Annotated in this window: 20 protein-coding genes; 19 read left to right on the forward strand and 1 reads right to left on the reverse strand. The window is 71.9% G+C overall.

Annotation, left to right across the window (positions count from 1 at the left end; genetic code table 11):
- Window positions 1-59 precede the first annotated feature (59 nt).
- From E1269_RS20355 to E1269_RS20400, 10 genes are all read left to right on the forward strand, one after another.
- Window positions 60-266 (forward strand): hypothetical protein, encoded by a 207-nt coding sequence (locus E1269_RS20355; RefSeq protein WP_131897919.1) that lies wholly within the window; start codon window positions 60-62, stop codon window positions 264-266.
- 60 nt (window positions 267-326) lie between these two features.
- Window positions 327-1,343 carry a LacI family DNA-binding transcriptional regulator gene (locus E1269_RS20360; protein WP_162606531.1) on the forward strand — a complete coding sequence of 339 codons (1,017 nt, stop codon included), beginning with the start codon at window positions 327-329 and terminating at the stop codon, window positions 1,341-1,343.
- Window positions 1,344-1,538: 195 nt separating this feature from the next.
- Window positions 1,539-2,813, forward strand: a complete 1,275-nt coding sequence (locus tag E1269_RS20365) for an ABC transporter substrate-binding protein (RefSeq protein ID WP_131897921.1) — start codon at window positions 1,539-1,541, stop codon at window positions 2,811-2,813.
- A gap of 1 nt (window position 2,814) precedes the next feature.
- A complete protein-coding gene (locus E1269_RS20370) occupies window positions 2,815-3,771 on the forward strand; it encodes a carbohydrate ABC transporter permease (RefSeq protein WP_131897923.1) in 957 nt (318 codons plus the stop codon).
- Window positions 3,771-4,625, forward strand: a complete 855-nt coding sequence (locus E1269_RS20375) for a carbohydrate ABC transporter permease (protein ID WP_131897925.1) — start codon at window positions 3,771-3,773, stop codon at window positions 4,623-4,625. The genes E1269_RS20370 and E1269_RS20375 overlap by 1 nt, the downstream gene beginning before the upstream one ends.
- 31 nt (window positions 4,626-4,656) lie before the next feature.
- Window positions 4,657-6,171 (forward strand): arabinosylfuranosidase ArfA, encoded by a 1,515-nt coding sequence (arfA, locus tag E1269_RS20380; RefSeq protein ID WP_131897927.1) that lies wholly within the window; start codon window positions 4,657-4,659, stop codon window positions 6,169-6,171.
- Window positions 6,168-8,102, forward strand: coding sequence for a glycoside hydrolase family 127 protein (locus tag E1269_RS20385; protein WP_131897929.1), 1,935 nt, complete (start codon window positions 6,168-6,170; stop codon window positions 8,100-8,102). The genes arfA and E1269_RS20385 overlap by 4 nt, the downstream gene beginning before the upstream one ends.
- Window positions 8,099-10,387, forward strand: coding sequence for an alpha-L-arabinofuranosidase C-terminal domain-containing protein (locus tag E1269_RS20390; protein WP_131897931.1), 2,289 nt, complete (start codon window positions 8,099-8,101; stop codon window positions 10,385-10,387). The genes E1269_RS20385 and E1269_RS20390 overlap by 4 nt, the downstream gene beginning before the upstream one ends.
- A complete protein-coding gene (locus E1269_RS20395) occupies window positions 10,384-11,619 on the forward strand; it encodes a family 1 glycosylhydrolase (protein WP_131897933.1) in 1,236 nt (411 codons plus the stop codon). The genes E1269_RS20390 and E1269_RS20395 overlap by 4 nt, the downstream gene beginning before the upstream one ends.
- A gap of 305 nt (window positions 11,620-11,924) precedes the next feature.
- Window positions 11,925-14,912 carry a glycoside hydrolase family 2 TIM barrel-domain containing protein gene (locus E1269_RS20400; RefSeq protein WP_131897935.1) on the forward strand — a complete coding sequence of 996 codons (2,988 nt, stop codon included), beginning with the start codon at window positions 11,925-11,927 and terminating at the stop codon, window positions 14,910-14,912.
- An 82-nt stretch (window positions 14,913-14,994) separates the two neighbouring features.
- On the opposite strand, the gene E1269_RS20405 is transcribed toward E1269_RS20400, so the two are convergent.
- Entirely contained in the window at window positions 14,995-15,321 is a 327-nt protein-coding gene (locus E1269_RS20405; protein ID WP_131897937.1) for a metal-sensitive transcriptional regulator, read from the reverse strand.
- A gap of 300 nt (window positions 15,322-15,621) precedes the next feature.
- On the opposite strand from E1269_RS20405, the gene E1269_RS20410 reads away from it, so the two are divergent.
- The 9 genes from E1269_RS20410 (at window position 15,622) to E1269_RS20450 (ending at window position 24,795) form a co-directional block, all read left to right on the forward strand.
- Entirely contained in the window at window positions 15,622-16,980 is a 1,359-nt protein-coding gene (locus E1269_RS20410) for an ABC transporter substrate-binding protein (protein WP_162606532.1), read from the forward strand.
- A 57-nt stretch (window positions 16,981-17,037) separates the two neighbouring features.
- On the forward strand, window positions 17,038-17,988 hold the full coding sequence (locus tag E1269_RS20415) for a carbohydrate ABC transporter permease (RefSeq protein WP_131897941.1): 951 nt from the start codon (window positions 17,038-17,040) through the stop codon (window positions 17,986-17,988).
- Complete coding sequence (locus E1269_RS20420) at window positions 17,985-18,824, forward strand: carbohydrate ABC transporter permease (protein ID WP_131897943.1); 840 nt, start codon at window positions 17,985-17,987, stop codon at window positions 18,822-18,824. The genes E1269_RS20415 and E1269_RS20420 overlap by 4 nt, the downstream gene beginning before the upstream one ends.
- Before the next feature lie 69 nt (window positions 18,825-18,893).
- A complete protein-coding gene (locus tag E1269_RS20425) occupies window positions 18,894-19,667 on the forward strand; it encodes an enoyl-CoA hydratase/isomerase family protein (protein WP_131897945.1) in 774 nt (257 codons plus the stop codon).
- Between the two features lie 5 nt (window positions 19,668-19,672).
- On the forward strand, window positions 19,673-20,875 hold the full coding sequence (locus E1269_RS20430; protein WP_131897947.1) for a CaiB/BaiF CoA transferase family protein: 1,203 nt from the start codon (window positions 19,673-19,675) through the stop codon (window positions 20,873-20,875).
- Window positions 20,872-21,309 (forward strand): MaoC family dehydratase, encoded by a 438-nt coding sequence (locus E1269_RS20435; RefSeq protein WP_131897949.1) that lies wholly within the window; start codon window positions 20,872-20,874, stop codon window positions 21,307-21,309. The genes E1269_RS20430 and E1269_RS20435 overlap by 4 nt, the downstream gene beginning before the upstream one ends.
- Window positions 21,309-22,514 carry an acyl-CoA dehydrogenase family protein gene (locus E1269_RS20440; protein ID WP_131897951.1) on the forward strand — a complete coding sequence of 402 codons (1,206 nt, stop codon included), beginning with the start codon at window positions 21,309-21,311 and terminating at the stop codon, window positions 22,512-22,514. Before E1269_RS20435 ends, E1269_RS20440 begins: the two co-directional genes overlap by 1 nt.
- Window positions 22,511-23,266, forward strand: coding sequence for an SDR family oxidoreductase (locus tag E1269_RS20445; RefSeq protein WP_131897953.1), 756 nt, complete (start codon window positions 22,511-22,513; stop codon window positions 23,264-23,266). Before E1269_RS20440 ends, E1269_RS20445 begins: the two co-directional genes overlap by 4 nt.
- Window positions 23,263-24,795 carry an acyl CoA:acetate/3-ketoacid CoA transferase gene (locus E1269_RS20450; RefSeq protein ID WP_131897955.1) on the forward strand — a complete coding sequence of 511 codons (1,533 nt, stop codon included), beginning with the start codon at window positions 23,263-23,265 and terminating at the stop codon, window positions 24,793-24,795. Before E1269_RS20445 ends, E1269_RS20450 begins: the two co-directional genes overlap by 4 nt.
- Window positions 24,796-24,804 lie beyond the last annotated feature (9 nt).

Raw genomic sequence — 24,804 nt, forward strand, 5'->3', positions numbered from 1 at the left:
GCCCACCCGGTCGCGGGTGGAGGACGGTGGAAGTCGTTCGCATCCGACATTGGGGCAACATGCGCACGCGCTACGAGTTCGTCGTCACCGGCCGGGTGTCCGACACGATCAAGGCGGCGTTCCCGGACTTCGAGGTGGCCGACGGTCCGCTGGGCGGCACCGCGATCTTCGGGCCGGTGCGTGATCGTGCCGACCTGCAGGGGATGCTCGCCCGCCTCGACGCGTTGGGCCTGACACTCGTCGAGCTGCGGAGACTGCCCGACTGAAGGGCACCGCCGCAGCGCCGGTCCGCGATCATGACGTTCGGCGTTCGGTATGGTGAGCGCGTGCCTGCAACGATGTACGACGTCGCCAAGCTCGCCGGCGTGTCCATCAAGACGGTCTCGAACGTGATCAACGGATACCCCTACATCCGCGAGAGCACGCGCGAGCGGGTGCTGGCCGCCATCAAGGAGCTGGACTACCGCGTGAACGTGTCGGCGCGGAACCTGCGCTCCGGCCGCACCGGCATGATCGCCCTGGCCGTGCCCGAGCTGCGGCTGCCCTACTTCGCCGAGCTCGCCGACTCCGTGATCCGGGCGGCCGAGGACGCCGGCCTGACCGTCCTCATCCAGCAGACCAACGGCGACCGTGCGCGCGAGCTGAGCGTGCTCTCCGGGCTGCACAGGCACCGGACCGACGGCGTCATCTTCTCCCCGCTCGCGCTGGGCGAGGAGGACCGCGCCGCGTTCGACGCCGACTTCCCTCTCGTGCTGCTCGGCGAGCGCATCTTCAACAGCGGCTTCGACCACGTGACCATGCGCAACGTCGAAGGCGCCCGGGCTGCGACCGAGTATCTGATGGGCCTGGGCCGCAAGCGCATCGCCGTCATCGGCGCGCACCCGGGCGAGCTGGTCGGCACCGCCAGGCTGCGCGTCGAGGGCTACACCCAGGCGCTGGTGGAGGCCGGACACCGGGCGGACCCGGCCCTGGTCGCGGAGGCCGGCCTGTGGCATCGCTCGACCGGCGCCCAGGCGATGCACCAACTGCTCGACTCCGGCGCCGAGATCGACGCGGTGTTCGCGCTCAACGACGCGCTGGCGCTGGGTGCGTTGCACGCGCTGCACGAGCGGCGCATCGCCGTCCCCGACCAGATCGCGGTGATCGGCTTCGACGACATCGAGGAGGCGCGGTACTCGGTGCCGACCTTGTCGTCGGTCTCCCCCGGCCGCGAGCAGATCGCCCGTACGGCCGTCCAACTGCTGCGCGCCCGGATCGCCGCCACCGCCGACGGCGAGCCGGCACCGCCCGCCGAGGTCTTCGCCGACTTCGAGCTGCGCCTACGCGAGTCCACCGAGGGCTGACGCCCCATCCGCGTGACGCAACAGTGAGGTCTGAGTCCCTGGGAAGGGTTGACACTGCTTCTACATCGATGAAGTATTACGCACACTTGGTTCTTCATCGATGTAGAAGACGGCGTGCCACCGCCGCCGACGGCAGACGGAGACCGACGTCCCAGGCAGCCGAAGGACCTGCCGCTAGCTCAAAGGGGAGCCTCGATGCGCAAGAAGACCCTGGTCGCGGCCATCACGCTGTGCTGTGCATCCCTCGTCGCGTGCTCGGGCGGCGGTGACGACGACGCCGCGAGCAGCGACGGCCCGGTCACCATCACGTTCTGGAACGGCTTCACCAGCTCCGACCGCCCGGTTCTGGAACGCCTCGTGGAGGAGTTCAACCAGTCCCAGGACGACTACACCGTCGACATGACGATCACTCCCTGGGACACGATGTACCAGCAGCTCATGCCCGCCTACCAGGCCGGCGAGGGTCCCACCCTGGTGGCCATGGACCCGGCCCGGCTGCCCGGCTACGCCACGCGCGGCGTGCTGGCGCCGATGGACGACCTCTACCAGCCCGACGGCCCGCTCGATCCCGAGGTCCTCCCGCAGGCCAGCGTCGAGGCGACGGTGTTCGAGGACACCCAGTACGGCGCGCCGATGAGCGCCGGCGCCGGGATGCTCTACTGGAACAAGACGCTGTTCGCGAACGCCGGCCTCACCGAGCCGCCCACCACGCTGGAGCAGATGGCCGACTACGCCGCGCAGATCACCAGGATCGACCCGGCGGACGAGACCAAGAGCGTCTACGGCATCGCGCTGCCCGACCACGAGTCACTGTCACCGTGGCCGGTGCTGCTGTGGGCCGACGGCGGCGGCATCTACGACGACGACAGCAGCCGGTCGCTGCTGGCCGAGCCGGAGACCGTCGAGGCGATGGAGTTCTGGACCGACCGCATCCGCAACGACAACATCTCACCCGTCGGGCTGTCCGGCGCCGACGCCGACGCGCTGCTGCTCGGCGGCCGCGCGGCGATGCACATCGCCGGGCCGTGGCTGAGCACCGGCCTGGAGGAGGCCGGCATCGACTACGGCGTCGTCCCGGTGCCGGCCGGGTCGGAGGGACAGTTCTCCCCCGCCGTCAGCGTCAACATCCACCTCGACGCCGACGCCTCGGAGGCGGAGAAGGAAGCCTCGTACGCGTTCCTGGAGTACTGGAACACCACCGAGGTGCAGACCCAGTGGGCGGTCGGCACGTCGTACCCGCCCAACCGCTCCGACATCCCCGCCGAGGACCTGGCCGAGAACCCGACGTCGGTGGCGTTCACCGAGGCGGTGAACCCGAAGTTCTACCAGGCCGGGCTGATGGACTTCGCCGACCTCGAACGCAACGTCGTCACGCCGACCATCCAGCGCATCCTGGCCGGCGACGGTGACGTCCAGGACCTGCTGGAACAGGCGGCGGAGCAGATCGACGGCCAACTGGGAGCCTCCTGACGTGTCCACCCGCACCGCCACCGCGGCGACGGTGACCTCGGGACCGTCCCGCCCGGCCGAGCGGCGGCGCCGGCGCCGGCGCGGCGCCATCGAGCGCAGGCGCACCCGCGCCGCGCTGCTGTTCCTGTCCCCCGCTTTCCTCGTGCTCGGCGTGTTCGTGTTCTGGCCCATCCTGAGCGCGCTGATCACGTCGTTCACCAACGACCGGTACCTCGACACCGTCGACTGGGTCGGCCTGGCCAACTACCGCCGGCTGCTCGACGACGAGCGGTTCTGGACGGCGCTGGAGAACACGGCCGTGTACACGCTGGTCACGGCGCCGGTGTCGGTGGCGCTGGCGCTGGGCCTCGCGCTGCTGCTCAACCAGCGCCTGCCCGCCCGCGGCCTGCTGCGAGCGGCGATCTTCCTGCCGTGGGTGGTCTCGCTGGGCATCTCCGCGATCGCCTGGTCCGCACTCATCGACCCGCAGATCGGCATGCTGACGTCGTGGCTGAGCTCACTCGGCATCTCGATCGGCGACGGCCTGCGCGACCCGTCGGTCGCGATGCCGGCGGTGATGTTCGTCGGCATCTGGCGCAACGTCGGCTTCTTCATGGTCATGTATCTGGCCGGGCTGCAGCAGATCCCGCAGCACCTGCGTGAGGCGGCGCTGCTCGACGGTGCCTCGGCGGTGAAGCGGTTCCGGCACGTCACCTGGCCGCTGCTGGCCAACACGACGATGTTCGTGGTCATCATCGCCGCGATCTTCGCCTTCCAGGCCTTCGACCAGATCTACGTGATGACCGGCGGCGGGCCGTTCTTCCAGACCGAGACCCTGGTCATGCTGATCTACGGCACGGCCGTGCTCGACTACGACCTCGGCTATGCGACCGCGATCTCGTGGGTGCTCGTCGTCATCGTGCTGACGCTGAGCCTGATCCAGATGCGGTTCTTCAGCAAGCGGGCGGTGGAGTACTGATGGCCGCCGTCGCCCTGCCCACCACTCGCCCGCGCCGCCGCGTCTCGGCCGGCGCGGTGCTGAGCCTGTTCGTCCTGTGCGCCGCCGCCGCGATCGCGCTGCTGCCGCTGGCGTGGCTGCTGACCGCGTCGGTGCGCACCCAGGGCGACCTCACCGGCAACCCGTCGACGATCATCCCGTCGGGCATCACGTTCCAGAACTACGTCGACATCTGGCGGATGATCCCGTTCGGCCGGCAGTTCCTCAACACCACGGTCTTCGCGCTCACCGTCGCCTGCGTGTCGGTGGTGATCGACTCGATGGCCGCGTACGCCCTGGCCCGGTTCCGCTTTCCCGCCCGGACGTTCGTGTTCGTCGCTCTGATCGCCACGCTGCTGGTGCCGATCCAGGTGACGTTCGTCCCCGTCTACAACCTGCTGGTCGACCTCGGCTGGATCAACACCATGCAGGGGCTGATCGTGCCACGGGTGGCCGACGCCTTCGGCATCTTCTTCCTGCGCCAGTTCTTCCTTGCCCTTCCGCGCGACCTGGAGGACGCCGCGCGCATCGACGGCGCCGGGGAGTTCCAGATCTACCGGCGGATCATGTTCCCGCTCGCCGGGCCGGCCCTGGTCACGATCTTCATCTTCAACCTGGTGAACAACTGGAACGACCTGCTCTGGCCGCTGATGGTGATGCCGGACCAGGACACGACCACGCTGCCGGCCGGCCTGGCGATGTTCCGCGGCCAGTACGTCGTCGACTACGGGCCGCTGATGGCCGGGGCCACCCTCGCGCTCATTCCCATGATCATCGCGTTCATCGTCGTCCAGCGGAGGTTCATCGAGAGCATCGCCACCACCGGCATCAAGTGACGGCACCGCCCAAGCGAAGGAACGACACCACGTGATCCAGGCAGACTTCACCCTCAGTCCCGAGCGCGCCGTCGCGCCGGTGAACCGGCGCACCTTCGGCTCGTTCGTGGAACACCTCGGCCGCTGCGTCTACACCGGCATCCACGAGCCCGGTCATCCCGCCGCCGACGAGCACGGCTTCCGGCGCGACGTGCTGGACCTCGTGCGCGAGCTCGGCGTCTCCACGGTCCGCTACCCGGGCGGCAACTTCGTCTCGGGCTACCGGTGGGAAGACGGCGTCGGCCCGCGCGAGCAGCGGCCGGCCCGGCTCGACCTGGCGTGGCACAGCCTGGAGCCCAACCACGTCGGCGTCGACGAGTTCATGAGCTGGGCGGCCCTGGCCGGCATCGAGCCGATGATGGCGGTCAACCTGGGCACCCGCGGCGTACAGGAGGCTGTCGACCTGCTGGAGTACTGCAACGGGACGGCGCCGTCGGCACTGGCCCGCCAGCGCGCCGCCAACGGCCACCCGGAGCCCTATGGAGTGCGGATGTGGTGCCTGGGCAACGAGATGGACGGGCCCTGGCAGCTCGGGCACAAGACCGCGCACGAGTACGGCCGCATCGCCGCCGAGACCGCCCGCGCGATGCGCGCCGTCGACCCGGACCTGGAGCTGGTGGCCTGCGGCAGCTCCGCGTCGGACATGCCGACGTTCGGCGAGTGGGAGCGCACCGTCCTCACCGAGGCCTACGACCTGGTCGACTACGTGTCGCTGCACCGCTATTACGAGGAGCGCGACGGCGACCTGGCCAGCTTCCTCGCCTCGGTGACCGACTTGGACCACTTCATCGACGCGGTCGTCTCGACGATCGACCACGTGGCGGCGGTCAAGCGCAGCAGGCACCGGGTGAACTTGTCCTTCGACGAGTGGAACGTGTGGTACCAGTCGCGGCCGGAGTCCGCCGTCCCCAACGGCGACGACTGGCCGGTGGCGCCGCCGCTGCTGGAGGACCGCTACTCCGTCGCCGACGCCGTCGTCGTCGGCAACATGCTGATTTCGCTGTTGCGCCACTCCGACCGGGTGACCGCGGCGAGCCAGGCACAGCTGGTCAACGTCATCGCGCCGATCAGGACGCGCCCGGGCGGCGACGCCTGGCGGCAGACCACGTTCTACCCGTTCTCGCAGGCCTCCGCCCTGGCCCGGGGCGAGGTGCTGCGGCTGGACGCCGCCGGCGCGCCGTTCGCCACCGACCGGTTCGGCGACGTCGCACCGGTCGACGCGGTGGCCACCTGGGACCGCGATGCCGGCACCGCCGCCGTCTTCCTGGTCAACCGCCACCCCACCGAGGAGGCCGTCGTCTCCGTCGACATGCGCCCGCTCGGCCTGGATCGGTTGGTCGACGCGACGACGCTGACCGACACCGACCCGTACGCGTCCAACGGCGCCGACGACCCGCTGCGGGTGGTGCCCGGCCCGGCGAAGGTGGCCGAGCACGACGACGTCGCCCGGCTGCGGCTGCCCGCCGTTTCGTGGACCGCGGTCCAGCTCGGGCCGGCGGACCGATGACGGCACCGCGCACCGCGCCGGCCACCGCTGCCACCGTCCACGGCCCGGTCGGCGCGCACGCCAGCCCGTACGCCCGGTGGCGTCCGGTGCCGCACGACGCGGTCCGGCTCGCCGCCGACGGGCTCCTCGGCCGGTGGCAGCGGCGCAACACCGAGGCCACCATCCCGCACTGCGTCGCGCAACTCGAGGGACACGGCACGCTGGACAACCTGCGCCGGCTGGTCGGCGACACCGACGCGCCCTACCGCGGCCCGCACTTCGCCGACTCCGACCTGTACAAGGTGCTCGAGGCCATCGGCTGGGACGCCGGGCGCCCCGGCGGCGAGCACCCGCGTGGGTTCGTCGACGACGCGGCCTACCTGCTGGTCCGCGCCCAGGACGCCGACGGCTACCTCAACTCCTGGTTCCAGGGCGTGAAGACGGGCGAGCGCTTCCGCGACCTGCGCTGGGGCCACGAGCTGTACTGCCTGGGCCACCTCGTCCAGGCGGCGGTGGCGCTGCATCGCACCACCGGCCGCGATGACTTCCTCACCGTCGCCGGCCGGTTCCTGCGGCTGGTCGAGGCGGTCGTGGAGTCCGGCGAGACGGCCGGCATCTGCGGGCACCCGGAGATCGAGACCGCGCTGGTCGAGCTGTACCGGCTCACGGGCGACCGTCGCCACCTGGACCTCGCGGCGCGGATGCTCGAAGCCCGCGGCCACGGCCGGCTCGGGCACGACCACTTCTCGTCCAAGTACTTCCAGGACCACCAGCCGGTGCGCGAGGCCACCGAGGTGGCCGGGCACGCGGTGCGCCAGCTGTACCTGCTGGCCGGCGTCGCCGACGTGTACCTGGAGACCGGCCAGGCAGAGCTGCTGCGGTCGATGGAGCGGCTGTGGGCTAGCGTCGTCGACGGCAAGGGGCACGTCACCGGCGGCCTCGGCTCGCGGCACCGCGACGAGTCCTTCGGCGATCGGCACGAGCTGCCCGCCGAGCGCGCCTACGCCGAGACCTGCGCCGCCATCGCCTCGGTGATGTGGAACTGGCGGTTGCTGCTGGCGACCGGTCACGGGCGGTACGCCGACGAGCTGGAGCGGGCGCTGTACAACGCGGTCGCGGTCGGCGTCGGCGCCGACGGCACCAGTTTCACGTACTCCAATCCGCTGCAGCTGCGCACCGGCCACGACGGCAGCGAGGAGGACTCCCCGTCCGGCCGACTGCCGTGGTTCGGGTGTGCCTGCTGCCCGCCCAACCTGGCCCGGCTGCTGGCGTCGGTGCACGACTACGTCGCCACCACGTCGCCGGGTGAGATCCAGCTGCACCTGTACGCCGCCGGTCGGTACGTGCTGGACGACGTCGAGCTGCGGGTGTCGACGGGCTACCCGTGGGACGGCGCGGTCACCATCGATGCCGGCCGCCCGCTGACCGGTCGCGCGCTCCGGCTGCGGATACCGGGCTGGTGCCGTTCGTACCGGCTGAGCGCCGACGGCGTGCCGGTGCGCTCCGCCGTCGTCGACGGGTACGCGACGGTCCCCGCCGGCGCCCGGACGGTGACGCTGGAGCTCGAGCTGCCGGTGACGACGCTGCGGGCGCACCCGCACGTGGACGCGCTGCGCGGCTGCGTCGCCTACGCCCGCGGCCCGCTGGTCTACTGCGTCGAGCAGGCCGACCTGCCCGCCGGCGTCGTGCTGGAGGACGTCTACGTCGACCCCGCCACGCCACCGGCCGCGGACGACGCCGGCGATCCGCTCTTCCCGGTCGTCCTGGCCGGGCGTGCCCGGCACCGGCCGGCGCCTCCGGGGCCGCTCTACCGGCCGGTCGACGGCGGCGACGACGGGGACGCCGGCCGCGAGATCGAGTTCCGCGCGGTGCCGTACTTCGCCTGGGGCAACCGCGGTACCGGCGCCATGCGGGTGTGGATGCCCACCGACGACGACAGGAGGACCCGATGACCCAGGCGCAGGCGGCTGCCTCGGCGACCCAGCCGGACCCGGCTGCCTCGCCCGGGCCGGCCGACGTCCACCGGCTGCTCGGTTACCGGCGCACCCGGGCGGGCGAGTCGGTGCTGACGCTGGACGCGGACACGACCGGGCCGCCGGTCCCGGCCGAGGTGCTGGGCAACTTCTTCGAGCACATGTCGTACGCGACCCTCGGTGGCGTCTGCGCCGAGCTGCTGCTCAACCCGGCGTTCGCCCGCGAGCACCACCTCAGCGAGGAGCAGCGCGCCGAGCTGGCCGCGAACGGCCGCGCCCTCGTCGCGCTGCACGAGTCCGGCGGCGACCCGGCCGCCGTCGCCGAGCACTGGGTGTCCTCGCCGCTGGCCTCCGGGTTCGGCATCGCGATCCTCGACGACGAGTCCGCCGGCGGGATGCCGTTGGGCTGGTCGCGCGTCGGACCGCAGGCGGCCGTCGGCGCAGCGGTCGGCCGGCTCGGCGGTGCGGTGCGGGTCAGCGGCCAACGGGTCGACCGCCGGCCGGACACCGTCGCCGTCGACGGGCTCCCCGCCGGCATCCGGCAGGGGGTGTTCCTGCCCGTGCACCGATGCCTCGACTACGACGTCGCCGCCTCGCTGCGCACCCGTGGCCGCGAACGCGCCGCCGGAGTCGTCGAGGCCGCGGTCCGCCGGCGGCTGCCCGGCCCGGACGGCGCGCACCGGGTCGGCGAGCTGCTCGCCAGCGCCCGGATGCGGGTCGACGCGCCCGGCTGGCAGCGGGTGAGCTGCCGGCTGACCGTCCCCGCGGGCAGCGTCGCGCTCGGCGAGCCGGTGGACTTCGTGCTGCGCTGGCTGCCCGACACTCACCCGCCGGCGAGTCTGCTGGTCGACCGGGTGTCGCTGCTGCCGGCCGACCACGTGGACGGCTTCGACCCCGACGTCGTCGAACTGATGCGCCGCTCGACCATCCCGCAGCTGCGCTGGCCCGGCGGCAACTTCGTCAGCTTCCACCACTGGCGCGACGCGGTCGGCCCGGTCGAGGACCGCCCCGTCTACGCGAACCACGCCTGGGGCGGCCTCGAGCACCACCTGATCGGCACCGACGAGTACCTGCGGCTGGCCGAGCTGGCCGGCTTCACCCCGCACATCACGGTGAACTCCGGCACCGGCACCCCGGAGGAGGCCGCCGCCTGGGTCGAGTACTGCAACGGCCCGGTGACGACGCCGATGGGCGCGCTGCGAGCGGCCAACGGCCATCCGGAGCCGTACGAGGTGCGCGTCTGGGAGGTCGGCAACGAGAACTTCGGCTCGTGGCAGGGCGGCTACGTCGGCGCCACCGAGAACGCCGCCCGCTTCGCCCGGTTCGCGGCCGCGATGCGGGCCGCCAGCCCGGTCCCGATCACACTGCTGGCCTGCGGCAACTGGTTCGACTTCGCCGACCTCGACGAGCGGTACGACCACCTCCACGCCGACCACGAGTGGCACGACGAGCTGCTGCGGCTGGCCGCGGAGCAGCTCGACCTGATCTCCCTGCACTGCCTGCCGGCCAACGACCGGCTCTTGGAGCAGCTCAGCGACGCCGAGGCGCACGAGGCGCTGATCGCCCAGGTGGTGACCGCCGAGCGACGGTTCGTCCCGGACCTGCTGGCCCGCTGCGACGCGGCCCGGGTGGGCACCGAGGGCGCGCCGATCGGCATCGCCGTCACCGAGTGGGGCGTGCTCGGCCTGCACCCGAACCGGCAGATGGTGGAGAACTTCGGCGCCGTCGTCTACGGCGGTACGTTCCTCAACTTCGTCATGCGCTCCGGCGACCGCATCCCGATGGCCAGCCCGAACGGCTTCATGCACGGCGGTGCCATCAAGAAGGCCGGCGGCCGGGTGTACACCGACCCGCAGTTCGACCTCATCCAGCACTACGCGGACTTCGCCGGCGCGGTGCCGCTGCGCTGCGCGCTGACCGGGCCGGGCTTCGACGTGCACCAGCCGGCGGACCTCGGCGCGCCGGAGGCCGACGTCCCGTACGTCGACGCGCTGGCGGTCCGCTCCCCCGGCGGCCGCCTCGCGCTCGCCGTCGTCAACCGGCATCTCAGCGAGGCGCTCGAACTGTGGATCGAGCTGGGTGACCTGGCGGCGGGCGCCGCCGCGGCACGGGTGAGCACGCTGGCGCACCCGGAGATCACCGCGCGGGCCACGCCGGCCGATCCGGCGCCGTTCTCGCTGGCCGAGCGGGACGAGCCGATCGACGACGACCGGCTGCGGCTCGTACTCCCGCCATTCTCCACGACCTGGGTCAGGCTGCCGTGACGCGCTGGTACGAGGACGGCGAGCTGCGGTTCGCCGTCGGCTTCGAGGACACGTTCGTGCCGCAGACCGGGCTGGGTGCCCGCGCCCTCGACGAGTACGAGCTGACGCAGCACTACCACTTCTGGCGCGAGGACCTCACCTACGCGCGGGACGCCGGTGCGTCGATGATCCGGTGGGGCGTCCCGTGGTACCGGGTCAACCCCGAGCGCGGCCGGTGGGACTGGAGCTGGCTGGACCAGGTGGTCGAGCACCTCGCCGACCTGGGCCTGGTGACCATCGTCGACCTCGTGCACTACGGCACCCCGCTGTGGCTGGACAACCAGTTCGTCAACGCCGCCTACCCGGAGCTGGTGGCGGACTACGCGGCCCGGGTGGCCGAGCGGTACCGCGACGTGCTGCGCGACTTCACGCCGCTGAACGAGCCGATGCTCAACGTCCTCTACTGCGGGCAGTACGGGGTCTGGCCGCCCGGCCTCACCGGCACGGACGGGTTCGTCAAGCTGCTGCGGGCCATCGTGCGTGGCATCGTCCAGACGCAGCAAGCGGTGCGGACCGCCTCGCCGGAGGCGACGTTCGTGCACGTCGAGGCGGCGTTCCGGTTCGACACCGAGCTGGCGTCGCGCGCGGCGGAGGTCGAGTTCCTGCGGCACCAGGCCCTGCTGGTCGAGGACCTGCTGGTGGGCCGCGTCGACCAAAACCACCCGCTCACCGGGTTCCTGACGGCCAACGGCTTCACCGACGACGACCTCGCCTGGTCCGCGGCCAACACCGCCCGGCCCGACGTCATGGGCGTCAACTACTACCCGGCGCTGTCGACGGAGATCCTCGGCGAGGAGTCGCACGTAGGCACGCTGGCCGACCCGCGCCCCCGCCGCGACGACTGGACCGGCGGCCTGGCCGACGTGCTGACGAAGTTCGCCCGGCGCTACGAGTGCCCCGTCTTCCTCACCGAGACGTGCGTCACCGGCAGCGTCGAGGAGCGTCTGAGCTGGCTGGACGCGTCGGTCGCGGAGGTCAGGGCGCTGCGCGAGCGCGGCCTGGACGTCGTCGGCTACACATGGTGGCCGCTCACCGACATGGTCGAGTGGACCTACCGCGAGGGCGTCGGCCGGCCGATGGACTACCACCTCGCGATGGGCCTGTGGGACCTGGTCGAGGACGGCGCCGGCGTGCTGCGGCGCGTCCGCAACCCCGTCGCCGACCGCTTCCTGTCCCACACCCGGGGTGAGTGACCCGCCGTAGGCGGACGGCCCGGGGGATCCCCGAGCCTGCTCAGAGGACTCGGCAACGATCCACGACCGGTCACGCGACGCCACCGGGTGCGCACCCCGTGGTCCCTCCAGGTCGCGAACAGCCCTGCCGACACCGACCCGCCGGCCCGGACGCTAAGGTGGGCCGGCTTCAGCTCCGCGTCGGAACGGATTCGCCGTCCGCGGACCGGGAACCCGGTGCGCGAACTGTCAGTCCCTTCGGGCAAGGTTGGACAGTCCTCAGCGCAGCCCGGCGCCGGCCGGCGACCCCTGGAGGCCGTGAACGCATGACGCCCGCCCCCCATAGCACTCATCGTTCCCACCGAGCGGGCCTGGCGCCCACCGCCGGCGTGCTGCCGCCGCGCGCGTGGTTCGACTCCAACGCACCTCGGTTGTCGCTGAACGGTGCGTGGCGGTTTCATCACGCCCCGGCCGTGGCCGCGGCGCCGGACGGCTGTTGGGAGCCGGACTACGACGACGCCGGATGGGGGCATCTGACGGTGCCGTCGCACTGGCAGCTGGCCGGGTACGGCCGGCCCGCCTACACGAACGTGCGCTACCCGTTCCCGCTCGACGCGCCGAACGTGCCCGACGAGAACCCGACCGGTGACTATCGCCTCACCTTCCGCCCGCCGCCGGAGTGGGCCGGCCGGCCGGCGGTGCTGCGCTTCGACGGCGTCGACTCCTCCTTCCGGGTCTGGCTCAACGGCGCCGAGCTCGGCTCCGCCACCGGCAGCCGCCTCCCCGCGGAGTTCGACGTCACCGACGTCCTGCGCCCGGGAACGGACAACGTGCTGGCGGTGCGGGTGCAACAGTGGTCGGCCGGCAGCTACCTGGAAGACCAGGACATGTGGTGGCTGTCGGGCATCTTCCGCGACGTCACCCTGCTCGCCCGGCCCGCCGGCGGGGTGCCCGACATCTTCGTGCACGCCGGCTACGACGCCGCGACCGGCGCCGGCACCCTGCGCGTCGACGTCGACGGCACCAGCGACCGCGCGGGCGACGGCGACGACGGGGACAGCGCGCCGGCCGCGCGCGTCGTCGTCCCCGAGCTGGACATCGACGTCCCGGCCGGCGAGACGGTCACGGTGCCCACCGTGCGACCGTGGAGCGCCGAGTCGCCCCAGCTGTACGACGGCGAGGTGGTCACCGCCGCCGAACGGGTGCCGGTGCGCATCGGGTTCCGCACGGTGGCCATCGAGGACGGCGTGCTCACCGTCAACGGGCGGCGGGTCCTGCTGCGCGGGATCAACCGGCACGAGTTCCACCCCGACCGCGGCCGCGCGGTCACCGAGCAGGACATGCTCGACGACGTGCTGCTCATGAAGCGCCACAACGTCAACGCCGTGCGCACCAGCCACTACCCGCCGCACCCGCACTTCCTGGACCTGTGCGACCAGTACGGCCTCTACGTCATCGACGAGTGCGACCTGGAGACCCACGGGTACGTCTTCGAGAAGTGGGAGGGCAACCCGTCCGACGACCCCGTCTGGCGCGAGTCCTACCTGGACCGGATGGCCCGGATGGTCGAGCGCGACAAGAACCACCCCAGCATCATCATGTGGTCGCTGGGCAACGAGGCCGGCGCCGGCGCCAACCTGGTCGCCATGTACGAATGGGCCCGCCAGCGCGACCCGTCCCGGCCCATCCACTACGAGGGCGACCACACCACCGTCTGCTCCGACGTCTACAGCCGCATGTACGCCGACCACGCCGAGGTCGAGGCAATCGGGCGGCGCATCGAGGAACCCCTCGACGACCCCGTCCTCGACGCCGCGCGCAGGGCCAAGCCGTTCGTGCTGTGCGAGTACGCCCACGCCATGGGCAACGGCCCCGGCGGGCTGTTGGAGTACCAGAGGCTGTTCGAGATGTACGAGCGCTGCCAGGGCGGGTTCGTCTGGGAGTGGATCGACCACGGCCTGCGCACTCGCGACTCGTCGGGCCGGGAGTTCTACGCCTACGGCGGCGACTTCGGTGAGGAGCTCCACGACGGCAACTTCGTCATCGACGGGCTGGTCTTTCCCGACCGCACCCCATCCCCTGGGCTCATCGAGCTCAAGAAGATCATCGAACCGGTCCGCATCGACCTCGACCCCGACGCCGGCACGTTGCGGGTCACCAACCTCCACGAGGTCGCCGACACCGGCCGCTACGCCTGGGAGTGGGTCATCGAGGCCGCCGGCGCCCCGGCCGCCTGGGGCACGCTGAAGCTCGACCCGGTCGCGCCCGGCCGGGCCGTCACGAGTCCGCTGACGGCCCTGATCCCGCAGGTCGACGAGATCCCCGATGGCGCCGGCGAGGTCTGGCTGACGGTGCGCGCGGTGCTTGCCGCCGACGCTGCCTGGGCGGACGCCGGCCACGAGGTCGCGTGGGGCCAGGGCCGGCTACGCGCCCCGGCACCGCGCCGCCCGGCCGTCGTCGCGGGAGCGGCCCGGATGGACCCGCCGTCCGTCGGCGGCGCCCGGTTCGACGCCACGACCGGGCGGCTGGTCCGGCTCGGTGACCTCGACCTCGAAGGCCCGCGACTCGACATCTGGCGGGCACCGACCGACAACGACTCCGCCCAGGCCGCCGCCAACGCCGCGGCCTGGCGCCGCAAGGGCTTCCACCGGATGCACCACCGCACCGAAGGCATCGACGTCGCCGCGGATGGCGACGCGCTGGTCGTGCGCACCCGGGTGGCGCCGGCCGCCGAGGCGTTCGCGCTGCTGGCCATCTACCGCTGGACGGCGGTCGGTGACGCCGCGGTCCGGCTCGAGCTCGACGTCGTGCCGGACGGCCCGTGGCCGGACCTGCCGCTCCCCCGGCTGGGTCTGCGGCTGGCCATCCCCGCCCACCTCGGCCTGGTCCGCTGGTTCGGCCCCGGGCCGGGTGAGGCGTATCCCGACATTCGGCAGGCCGCGCGGGTCGGCAACCACGGGGCGACGGTCGACGCACTGCAGACGCCGTACGTGTTCCCGCAGGAGAACGGCCACCGCATCGACGTCCGGCACGCCACCCTGACCGACGCGAGCACCGGCGCCGGGCTCGAGGTCGTCGGCGACCCGGTCTTCGGGCTGACCGCTCGGCGGTGGACCACCGAGGACCTCGACGCGGCCAGGCACCACCACGAGCTCCACCCGCGCGAGCACGTCTTCGTCACCCTCGACGTCGCCCAGCACGGCATCGGCAGTGCCTCCTGCGGGCCGGGCGAGCTGCCCCGCTACCGCCTGCGCGCCGCGCCGGCCAGGTTCGCCGTCGTCCTGCGAAGGCTGGCGGGCACCGGCCGGGGATGACGACGGAGTCGGCCCTGCCGCGCTGCGCCGCTTCCTCGTCCCGCGTGGCCGTCGCTGACCCCGTCGACCGGGCGCGACGGTGTCAGGAGCGGACGAGACGGGCAATGGCGTCCGACGCCTCCTTCACCTTGATGTCGGCCTCCGGGCCGCCGGAGCGCGCGGCCTCGACCACGCAGTGCGCCAGGTGCTCCTCGAGCAGCCCGAGCGCCACCGACTCCAGCGCCTTCGTCATCGCCGACACCTGGGTGAGGATGTCGATGCAGTACTTCTCCTGCTCCACCATGCGCTGCAGACCCCGTGCCTGCCCCTCGATGCGGCTGAGCCGCTTGAGGTAGTCGTCCTTGCGCGTGATGTAGCCGTGCGAGCCGCCGTGCTCGCCGGCATCGCCGTCACCCGGTGCGTCGGCCACCGCCCACCTCCCAGTCTGCCTCGCTCGAACCTACTATGCGGGGCGATTCGGACCGAGCGCGCCCGCGCGGTCCGGACCAGCCTGGCGCCGCCCGACCTCCCCGGATCGCCCGGTGAACCCACGAACTCGGCTTCAGGTGTTGACACGACGGAAACCGGTGTCCAACATAGGCACCGATGCATGGATACCGGTTTCCGTGCCGATCGCCGACACGGGAACCGACGCGGGCGACGGGCCCACGACGCGGCCCGTCCACCGCCTACCGCACGATGTCCGCACGATGTCGCCAAAGGAGGCCACATGCGCGCGAAGGGTCGATGCGCGACGCTGATCGCCGCCGGGCTGTCGCTGGTCCTGGCCGCCTGCGCCGGCGAGTCCAGCGCCGAGGACGGCCAGATCGAGATCACCGTCTGGCACACCGAGTCCACGCCGACCACCGTCGAGGCGATGAACGAGATCATCGCCGACTACGAGGCCGCCAACCCCGGCGTGACCGTCACCCAGGAGTCCGTCGCCTGGGGTGACCTGCAGGTGAAGCTGCAGGCCGCGCTCGCCGCCGGCGACCTGCCGGAGATCACCCAGGTCGAGCCGATGTTCGTGCGCAGCCTGTACGCCCAGGACCTGCTGCAGCCGCTCGACGAGGTCGTGGACTCCCTTGGCGAGGACTACCTGCCGCAGCTGCGTGAGATGTTCGCGCTGCCCGACGGCCACGACTACGGCGTGGTGCACGCGTGGGGTACCGACAGCGTCGTATACCGCGCCGACCTGTACGCGAACGCCGCGGGCACCGGCACCCCCGAGGACGTGAAGACGTGGGAGGACTCGGTCGAGCAGTGGTCGGCGGTCTCGGAGGCCAACGACGACGCGCACGGCCTGATGCTCGCCGGCGACGCCGCGCACAACGTCAACGAAGAGGTCTATCAATGGCTCGGCTCGAACGGCGGCCACCTCTTCGACGAGAACGGCCACGTCACCATCGACACGCAGGAGATGCGTGAGGTGCTGGAGTACTGGGTCGAGCTGCGCGACAGCGGCGCGCTGTCGCCGGCGTGGTCGTCGCAACCGTACGCGGACAGCCTCAGCGCCCTGGCGCTGGGCGAGGCCGCCACGATCTTCTCCTTCGGGCGAGCCACGTACACGTTCGAGGACCAGGCACCAGACCTGGTGCCGGGCGAGGACATCAAGGTCGCGCCGAACCGGCCGGTCGGCCCGTCCGGCGACGACTGGATCACCCAGCTCGACGCCGAGCCGTGGGTCGTCTTCCGCGACTCCCCCGACGCGGAGGCGTCCGCGGACTTCCTGAAGTTCTTTTACGAGCAGCAGAACTACTTGCGCTGGATCGGGTCGGTGCCGACCCAGCTGCTGCCGGTGCGGGGATCCACCTTCGACGACCCCGCGTACCGGGCGCTGCCGGAGGTGGGCACCTGGAGCTTCTGGATCGACCAGCAGCGCGAGACCCTCGCCTCCGGCCGAGCCCTCCCGCTGATGGTCACGCAGCCCTCCGACCTGGAGCTGCCGTACCTGAGCGACCTGTACGGCTCGGAGATCCTCGTCGACATGGTGATGGACGTCGTCGAGAACGACAAGGACATCGACGAGGCACTGAACGTGGCCCAGGGCCGGGCCGACGAACTGCTCTCCCCCCTCTACGAAGACTGACCACGACGACTGACCACACCGACCCCCACGACTCGACCACGCGCGAAGGGATCGACGATGTCTCTGACGCGAACGACGACGGACCGCCAGCCGGGAGCGAGCGCCGCCGGGCCGCGTGGGCCCGGACACCAGGGCCGGCGCATGCCGGGCTGGTTCTGGGGCGCGCTGCTGCTGAGCCCCGCCTTCTTCCTCGTGCTGGGTGTGATCGCCGCGCCGATCGCCTACCTGGTGCGGCTCAGCTTCACCGACGCCCACGCCTACCTGCCGAAGTTCGGCTCGGTCGGGTTCGACAACTACGTGGCCCTGCTGCGCGCCCCGCATTTCTGGGACAGCGTGCGCACGACCGTCTGGTACGCCGGGCTGACTGTCGGGCTGCAGCTGGTGCTGGGCGTGCTCATCGCGCTGCTGCTGCACCAGCGCTTCCGCGGCCGCGGCGTGGTGCGCCTGGTGGCACTGGCGCCCTACATGGTCCCGTCGATCGTGGTGGCGCTGGTGTGGCGGTGGCTGCTGGACCCGACCACCGGCGCCTACTCATGGGCCATCGACAAGGTCTGGCCGGGGTCGGAGCCACCGAACCTGCTCAGCCCGAGCTTCATCTTCTGGTCGCTGGTCGTGGTGTCGGTGTGGATGTTCACGCCGTTCATCGTCATCAGCGTGCTCGCCCGACTGCAGACCATCGACCCGTCGACGCTGGAGGCGGCCACCGTCGACGGCGCCGGGGCGTGGCGGCGGTTCTGGAGCATAGTGCTGCCGGAGCTGAAGCCGGTGCTCTACACGCTGATCCTGCTCCGCTTCATGTTCATGTTCACCAAGTTCGACGTGGTGTACCTGTTCGCCGGGACCGGGACCGAAGTGCGCACGCTGCCGGTTCTGACGTTCCAGCGGATCTTCGGCGAGGCCCGGCTGGGCTCCGGCGCCGCCGTCGCGATGATCCTCTTCGTCCTGCTGATGATCTTCACCACCGTCTACCTGCGAACGCTGTACCGGCAGAGGGAGGAGACGGCATGACCACCGCGCTGCGCCGCGTCGCCCGGGTCCGCTGGTACCTGCTGATCGGCATCGTCGTGCTGGTCCTGGTCAACGGGTTCCCGTTCTACTGGATGGCGCTGACCTCGGTGAAGCCCGGGACCGAGTTGTTCTCGTTCCCGCCGCGGTTCTTCACCACCGCACCGGACTTCAGCGGCTTCGAGCGGCTGTTCGAGACGACGAACTTCCTCACCTACGCCAAGAACAGCCTCATCATCGCCACCGGCGCGACGGTGGTGTCGGTGGCGGTCTCCGCGCTGGCCGCCTACGGCCTGACCCGCTTCCCGTTCCCCGGCAGCCGCGCGTTCAGCACTGCCATCCTCTACGCGTACACGTTCGCGCCGATCGTCATCGTGGTGCCGCTGTACGGCATGTTCCGCGAGGTAGGCCTGATCAACAGCTATCTCGGCATGATCCTGGCCTACGCCTCGTTCGGGGTGCCGTTCAGCCTGTGGCTGCTCCAGCCGTTCTTCCGCGCGATTCCGGCCGAGCTGGAGGAGGCGGCGTTCGTCGACGGCGCCAACCGGGCCAAGAGCGCGTGGTACGTCGTCCTGCCGCAGGCCGCGCCGGGGCTGATCGCCGTCTCGGTGTTCACGTTCCTACTGGCCTGGGAGGACTACCTGTTCGCCCGGGTGCTCATCACGCAGGAGGAGCTCAAGACCCTGCCGATCGCGCTGCACGACCTCTACAACGCCAGCCTGCAGGATTGGCCGCTGCTCATGGCAGCCGCGGTCCTCATCAACGTGCCCGTCCTCATCGCGTTCCTGTTCGTCCAGCGCTATCTGGTCGCGGGCTGGGGCGCGGGAGCCATCAAGTAACAGACGCCATCACCCAACGCACACCGCACGCGACGACGCCGTCGGCCAACGGCCGCGGGAAGGGACAGCATGTACGTGACCTACGAGGTCCGCGAGGGCACCGCCTGGCTCCGGATCGAGCGCCCGGAGAAACTCAACGCGCTCGACCTGTCCGGGTGGCACGCCCTCACCGACCACCTGGGCCGGGCGGCCGTCGAAGCCGCCGGACCGGTGGTGCTGACCGGGACGGGTCGAGCCTTCTGCGCCGGTGACGACATCACCACCTTCCAGGAGCACGCCACCCCCGAGCAGGGCATGGACTTCTTCCTCGGCGGGCTGTACGGGACCATCGAGGCGATCGCCACCCACCCGTACCCGGTGATCGCGGCGGTCAACGGGCTGGCGTTCGGCGGCGGCTGCGAGCTGGTCCTTGTCAGCGACCTCGCCGTCGCCTCCGACGCGGCCACGTTCAGCCTGCCGGAGGGGCGCATCGGTGCCTGGCCCACCGTCGCCGTCGGGGTCGCGCCGCACGTCAGCGGCCGCAAGCTCGCCGGCGAGCTGGCCTTCGAGATGGATCGCCTCGACGCGGACGAGGCGCGCCGGTTCGGCATCGTCAACCGGGTCGTCCCGCCCGACGACCTGGAGGCCGAGGTCACCGCCACCGTCGAGCGCATCCGCGCCGCCTCGCCGCACGCGATCCGGATGACCAAGCGGTTCCTCAACGAGGAGCTGGTGACCGTCGGGCTGCCCAAGGTCCGCCGGGCGCTGGTCGCCCTCGTCGAGGAGACCCTGCCGACGCACGACCTCCGGGAGGGCACATCGGCCTTCCTGGAGAAGCGCCGGCCGGTCTTCGACGGGAAGTGAGCGGCGTGCGGAACCTCCCGCTGTCCGGCGTGCGGGTCCTCGACTTCGCGCACATGATGCAGGGGCCGTGGGCCGCGGAGATGCTCGCCGACCTCGGCGCCGACGTCATCAAGGTCGAGGTGGTGGGCACCGGCGAACGCGGCCGGCAGTCCGGCACCACGTTCCTGGACGGCATCAGCGCGCAGTTCCTGGCCATGAACCGCAACAAGCGCTCGCTCGCCGTGGACCTCAAGACCGAGGCCGGGGTCCGGGTCGCGGAGGCGCTGCTGGCCACCGCCGACGTCCTGATCCAGAACTTCCGGCCCGGCGTCATGGAGCGGCTGGGCCTGGGCTGGGAGCGCGTGCGCGAGCTCAACCCGCGGCTGGTCTACTGCACCGCCAGCGGATACGGCTCCGACGTGCCGGACCCGCGCAAGCCCGGCCAGGACCTGCTCGCCCAGGCCCGTACCGGCACGCTGTGGCTCACCGGCACCGCCGACGACATGCCCACCCCGTGCGGCCCGTTCGTCGCCGACGTGCACGCCGCGACCATGCTCGCGCTCGGCGCCACCGCGGCGCTGCTGGAACGCGAGCACACCGGGCGGGGGCGCCTGGTCGAGGTGGACCTGGTCGGCGCGATGCTGCACCAAACCGTCCAGGAGGTGGTCGCGGCCGTGAACTCCGGCGAGCCGCCACGCCGCTCGACCGTTCCCGGCAGCGCCTACATCGAGGCGCCCTACGGTGTGCACGCCACCGTCGACGGGTACGTCGCCGTCTCGCTGGCGACGATGGAGGCGCTGGCCGACGGTCTCGGCGCGCCGGACCTCCTGGAACGCTTCCCGGACAAGGAGGCTGCCACCGCCGGCCGCGACGAGCTCAACGCCCTGGTCGCCGGGCTGGTCGCGACGCGGGCGACGCGGGACGTGCTCGACGCGCTCGACGCCGCCGGTGTCTGGTGCGCGCCGGTCAACGACCACCAAAGCATGACCACCGACCCGTATGTGCGCTGGGACCGGCGCCGACTGGAGGTCGAGCACCCGGTGGCGGGCACGGTCGAGCTGGTCGGCAACCCGATCACGCTCGACGGCCAGACCCTGCCGGCCCGCCGGCCCGCTCCCCTGCTGGGCGAACACACCGTCGAACTGCTGGTCGAGCTCGGCCTGGACGTCGACGAGCTGCTGGCCGACGGCGTCGTGGAGGTTCCGGCGGACGGGAGGGCCGGGCGATGACGACGGCACCGTGGCTGCCGCCGCTGGGCGCGCGCAGCACCTTCCGCAAGACCGTCACCGAGTCCGACGTCGGCCTGTTCGCCGGCATCACCGGCGACTTCGCGCCGCAGCACGTCGACGACGAGTACATGAAGACACGGCCGCAGGGCCGCCGTATCGCGCACGGGGTCCTGACCCTCGGGCTGACGTCGACCGCGGCGGCCCGGCTGTGCACGGCGCACGACGTCACGGCCGTCTCCTACGGCTACGACCGGGTGCGGTTCCTGCGCCCGGTGTACCTCGGCGACACGGTCACCGTCGACTACGTCGTCGACCGCGTCGACGCCGGCGCGCGCAAGGCGTTCGCCACGATGACGGCGACCCGGCAGGACGGCGAGGTGTGCCTCGTCGGCGTCCACGTCCTCTACTGCTACCCACCCGACGAGGAGGCGTGATGTTGGATGCGGTCGACGACCTCATCGAGACGCGGGTACGCCCGGCCGCGCGGCGCATCGACACCGAGGCGGCCTTCTTCCCGGACCTGCTGGCCGAGGCCGCGAGGCTCGGGCTGCAGCGGATCCTCCACGACGACGCCGGCTCGCTCGACGCCTCCCGGATGGACCTGGCCCGGGAGGTGACCGAGCGCATCTCGGTGCACAGCCCGGCCGTGGCACTCGGTATCGCCGGCTCCCGGCTGTCGGCATACCTGCTGGCCAAGTACGCGCCCGCGCACGTGGCCCGCCGCTGGCTGGAGCCGGCGCTGGACGCGCGCGCCTACGGGTCGTTCGCGATCACCGAGCCCGACGCCGGCACCGACGTGCGCGCGCTGTCCACCGTCGCCGTCCCCGACGGTCACGACTACCTGCTCAGCGGCCACAAGTGCTGGGTCGGGTTCGCACCAGTGGCCGACTTCGCGATCGTCCTGGCGAAGCTGGGGACGGCCGACCGCGACGCGCCGATGGCCGCGCTCGTCGTCGACCTGGCCGCGCCGGGAGCCACCGGCCGGCCAGGCCCTGAGCTGTCCGGCTTCCGCGGGATGCCCAACGGCGAGCTGCTGTTCGACGGGGTTCGGGTGCCGGCCGCGGACCGCCTGGACGTCGAGGGCTTCGCCGGCATGATGGACGGGCTCAACATGGCCCGCATCGACGCCGCCGCATACGCGTGCGGCCTGCTGCGCGGCTCGCTGCTGGCCGGCCTGGCCCGGGCCAACGCACGGCAGGCGTTCGGCCGGCCGATCGGCGACCTCGCGATCATCCAGCGCAAGCTCGGCCGGATGGCCGCGGACTACCGCGCCGCCCGCGAGCTGACCCGGCGCGCCGCGCAGTCCTTCGCCCGCGGCGGCGGCGGTGACCAGGACGTGGTGTCCATGGCCAAGATGTTCGCCGCCGACGCCGCCCGCCGGCACACCGACGAGGCGATGCAGATCCACGGCGCGTTGGGCGTCGTTGTCGGCGAGGACGTCAACCGCATGCACCGCGACGCCAAGGTCACCCAGATCTTCGACGGCACCAGCGAGATCCACGAGACCATGCTCGGGCGGCGCGCGCTGCGCATGCTGGCCCGCGGCGAACCCCTGACGGCGTTCGTCGACGACGGCGCCGACGACGATCCGTACCTCGCGCCGCGGCCAGCGGCCAGCATCCTGGAGGACCGGCCATGACGCACGACCGCCCGCTCGCCGGCGAGGTCGCCCTGGTCACCGGGGCGACCGGGGCGCTGGGCGTCGCGATCTGCCGCGACCTGGCCCGCGCCGGCGCGGACGTCGCCGTCCACCACCTCGACCAGGAGGCCGAGGCGACCGCGCTGGCCGACGAGCTGGCCGGCCACGGTGTCCGCACCGTCGCCGTCGGCGCCGACGTCACGTCGTGGGACGAGGTCGCCGCCGCGGTCCAGACGGTCCGGGAGGCGCTGGGCACCATCACCGTCCTGGTCAACAACGCCGGGTTCATGGAGCCGCGCCGCATCGCCGACTCCAGCCTGGACGACTGGCGGCGCACTCTCGGCGCCGACCTCGACGGCGTCTTCGTCGTCACCCGGCACGTCCTGCCCGGGATGCTCGCCTCCCACGGCCGGATCGTGAACGTCTCCTCCCAGCTGGCGTTCAAAGGCGCAATCGACTACGTCGCATACGCCACGGCGAAGGCGGGCGTGCTCGGCTTCACCAAGGCGCTGGCCCGCGAGGCCGGTCCGCGGGTGCGGGTGAACGCCATCGCGCCCGGGCCGATCGACACCCCGATGGTCCGCCCGTACGCGACTCGCGACTGGGTGCACGAGCGCACCCATGACTCCGTCGTCGGCCGGCTCGGCGTGCCCGAGGAGGTCGGCCCGGCGGTCACCTTCCTCGCCGGGCCTGGCGCCGAGCTCCTCCACGGGCAGACGCTGCACCTCAACGGCGGCGGTGTGATGGCATGACCGGGCGGCGGCAGATCAGGTTCCTCACCGCGGAGGCGGCGGCGGACCTGGTGCGGGACGGGCAGACGCTGGCGGTCGGCGGGTCCGGCGGCGGGCTGCTGGAGCCCGACGCGCTGCTGGCGGCGCTGGGCCGGCGCCACCGCGAGACCGGGTCGCCGCGCGGGTTGCAGCTGGTGCACACCACCGGCATCGGCGACCGTCAGGGCGGCGGCATGGACCACCTCGCCCAGCGCGGCCTGGTCAGCTCCGTCGTCGCCGGCAACTGGGGCATGGCCCCGGCGATGAGCGCGATGGCCGTCGCCGGCGAGCTCGAGGCGTACAACCTCCCGCAGGGCGTCATGAGCCAGCTGTTCCGCGAGATCGCGGCCGGCCGGCCGGGCGTGGTCACCCACGTCGGGCTTCGGACCTTCTGCGACCCGCGGCTCGAGGCCGGCCGGCTCAACGACGTCAGCCCGCGGACCATGGTCGAGGTGGTGGAGCTGGCCGGCCGGGAGTGGCTCTTCTACCCCGGCTTCGACATCGACGTCTGCTTCATCCGCGGCACGACCGCCGACGAGCGCGGCAACCTCTCCTTCGAACAGGAGGGCGCCCGGCTGGAGATGCTGGCCATCGCGCAGGCCACCCGCAACCGCGGCGGCACCGTCATCGCGCAGGTCAAGAACGTGGCGAAGGCCGGAACCCTGGACCCGCGAATGGTGGCCGTGCCCGGAATCTGCGTCGACGTCGTGGTGCACCATCCGGCGCAGCGTCAGGTCGTGACGCACGAGTACAACCCGGCGTTCTCCGGGGAGGTACGGGCCGCGGTGTCCACGCTGCCGCCGTTCGCCCTGGACGCGCGCAAGGTGGTGGCCCGGCGCGCACTGGCCGAGATCACGCCCGGCGACGTGGTGAACCTCGGCGTGGGCATCGCCGACGGAATCGCGTCGGTGGCCGCCGAGGAGGGCCGCCTCGACGATTTCACCACGACCATCGAGCAGGGCGCTGTCGGCGGCATCCCTGCGCGCGGCGTCATCTTCGGCGTCGCCACGAACCCCGAGGCGATCCTCGACCAGCCGGCGCAGTTCGACTTCTACGACGGCGGCGGCCTCGACATCGCCTTCCTCGGGTTCGCCCAGATCGACGCCACCGGCAACGTCAACGTGTCCAAGTTCGGCGACCGGGTCGTCGGCACCGGCGGCTTCGTCGACATCAGTCAGAACGCCCGCACCGTCGTGTTCTGCGGGACGTTCACCGCCGGCGGGCCGCGGGTGCGGGTGGGCGGCGGCGAGCTGACGGTCGAGGCGGAGGGCCGGCACGCGAAGTTCGTCAAGGAGGTCACCCAGGTCACCTTCAGCGCCCAGGAGTCCGTCGCCCGAGGTCAGCGCGTCCGCTACGTCACCGAGCGAGCCGTCTTCGAGCTCACCGCCGACGGGCTGCGGCTGCTTGAGGTGGCCCCCGGCGTCGACGTCCGGCGCGACGTGCTCGACCAGATCCCGTTCGACGTGCTCGCCGGCGACGTCGAGACGATGGACCCCGAGTACTTTCAGTAGCGTGCAGAC

This window comes from Jiangella asiatica, assembly GCF_004349065.1.
In the GTDB taxonomy this organism is placed as follows: domain Bacteria; phylum Actinomycetota; class Actinomycetes; order Jiangellales; family Jiangellaceae; genus Jiangella; species Jiangella asiatica.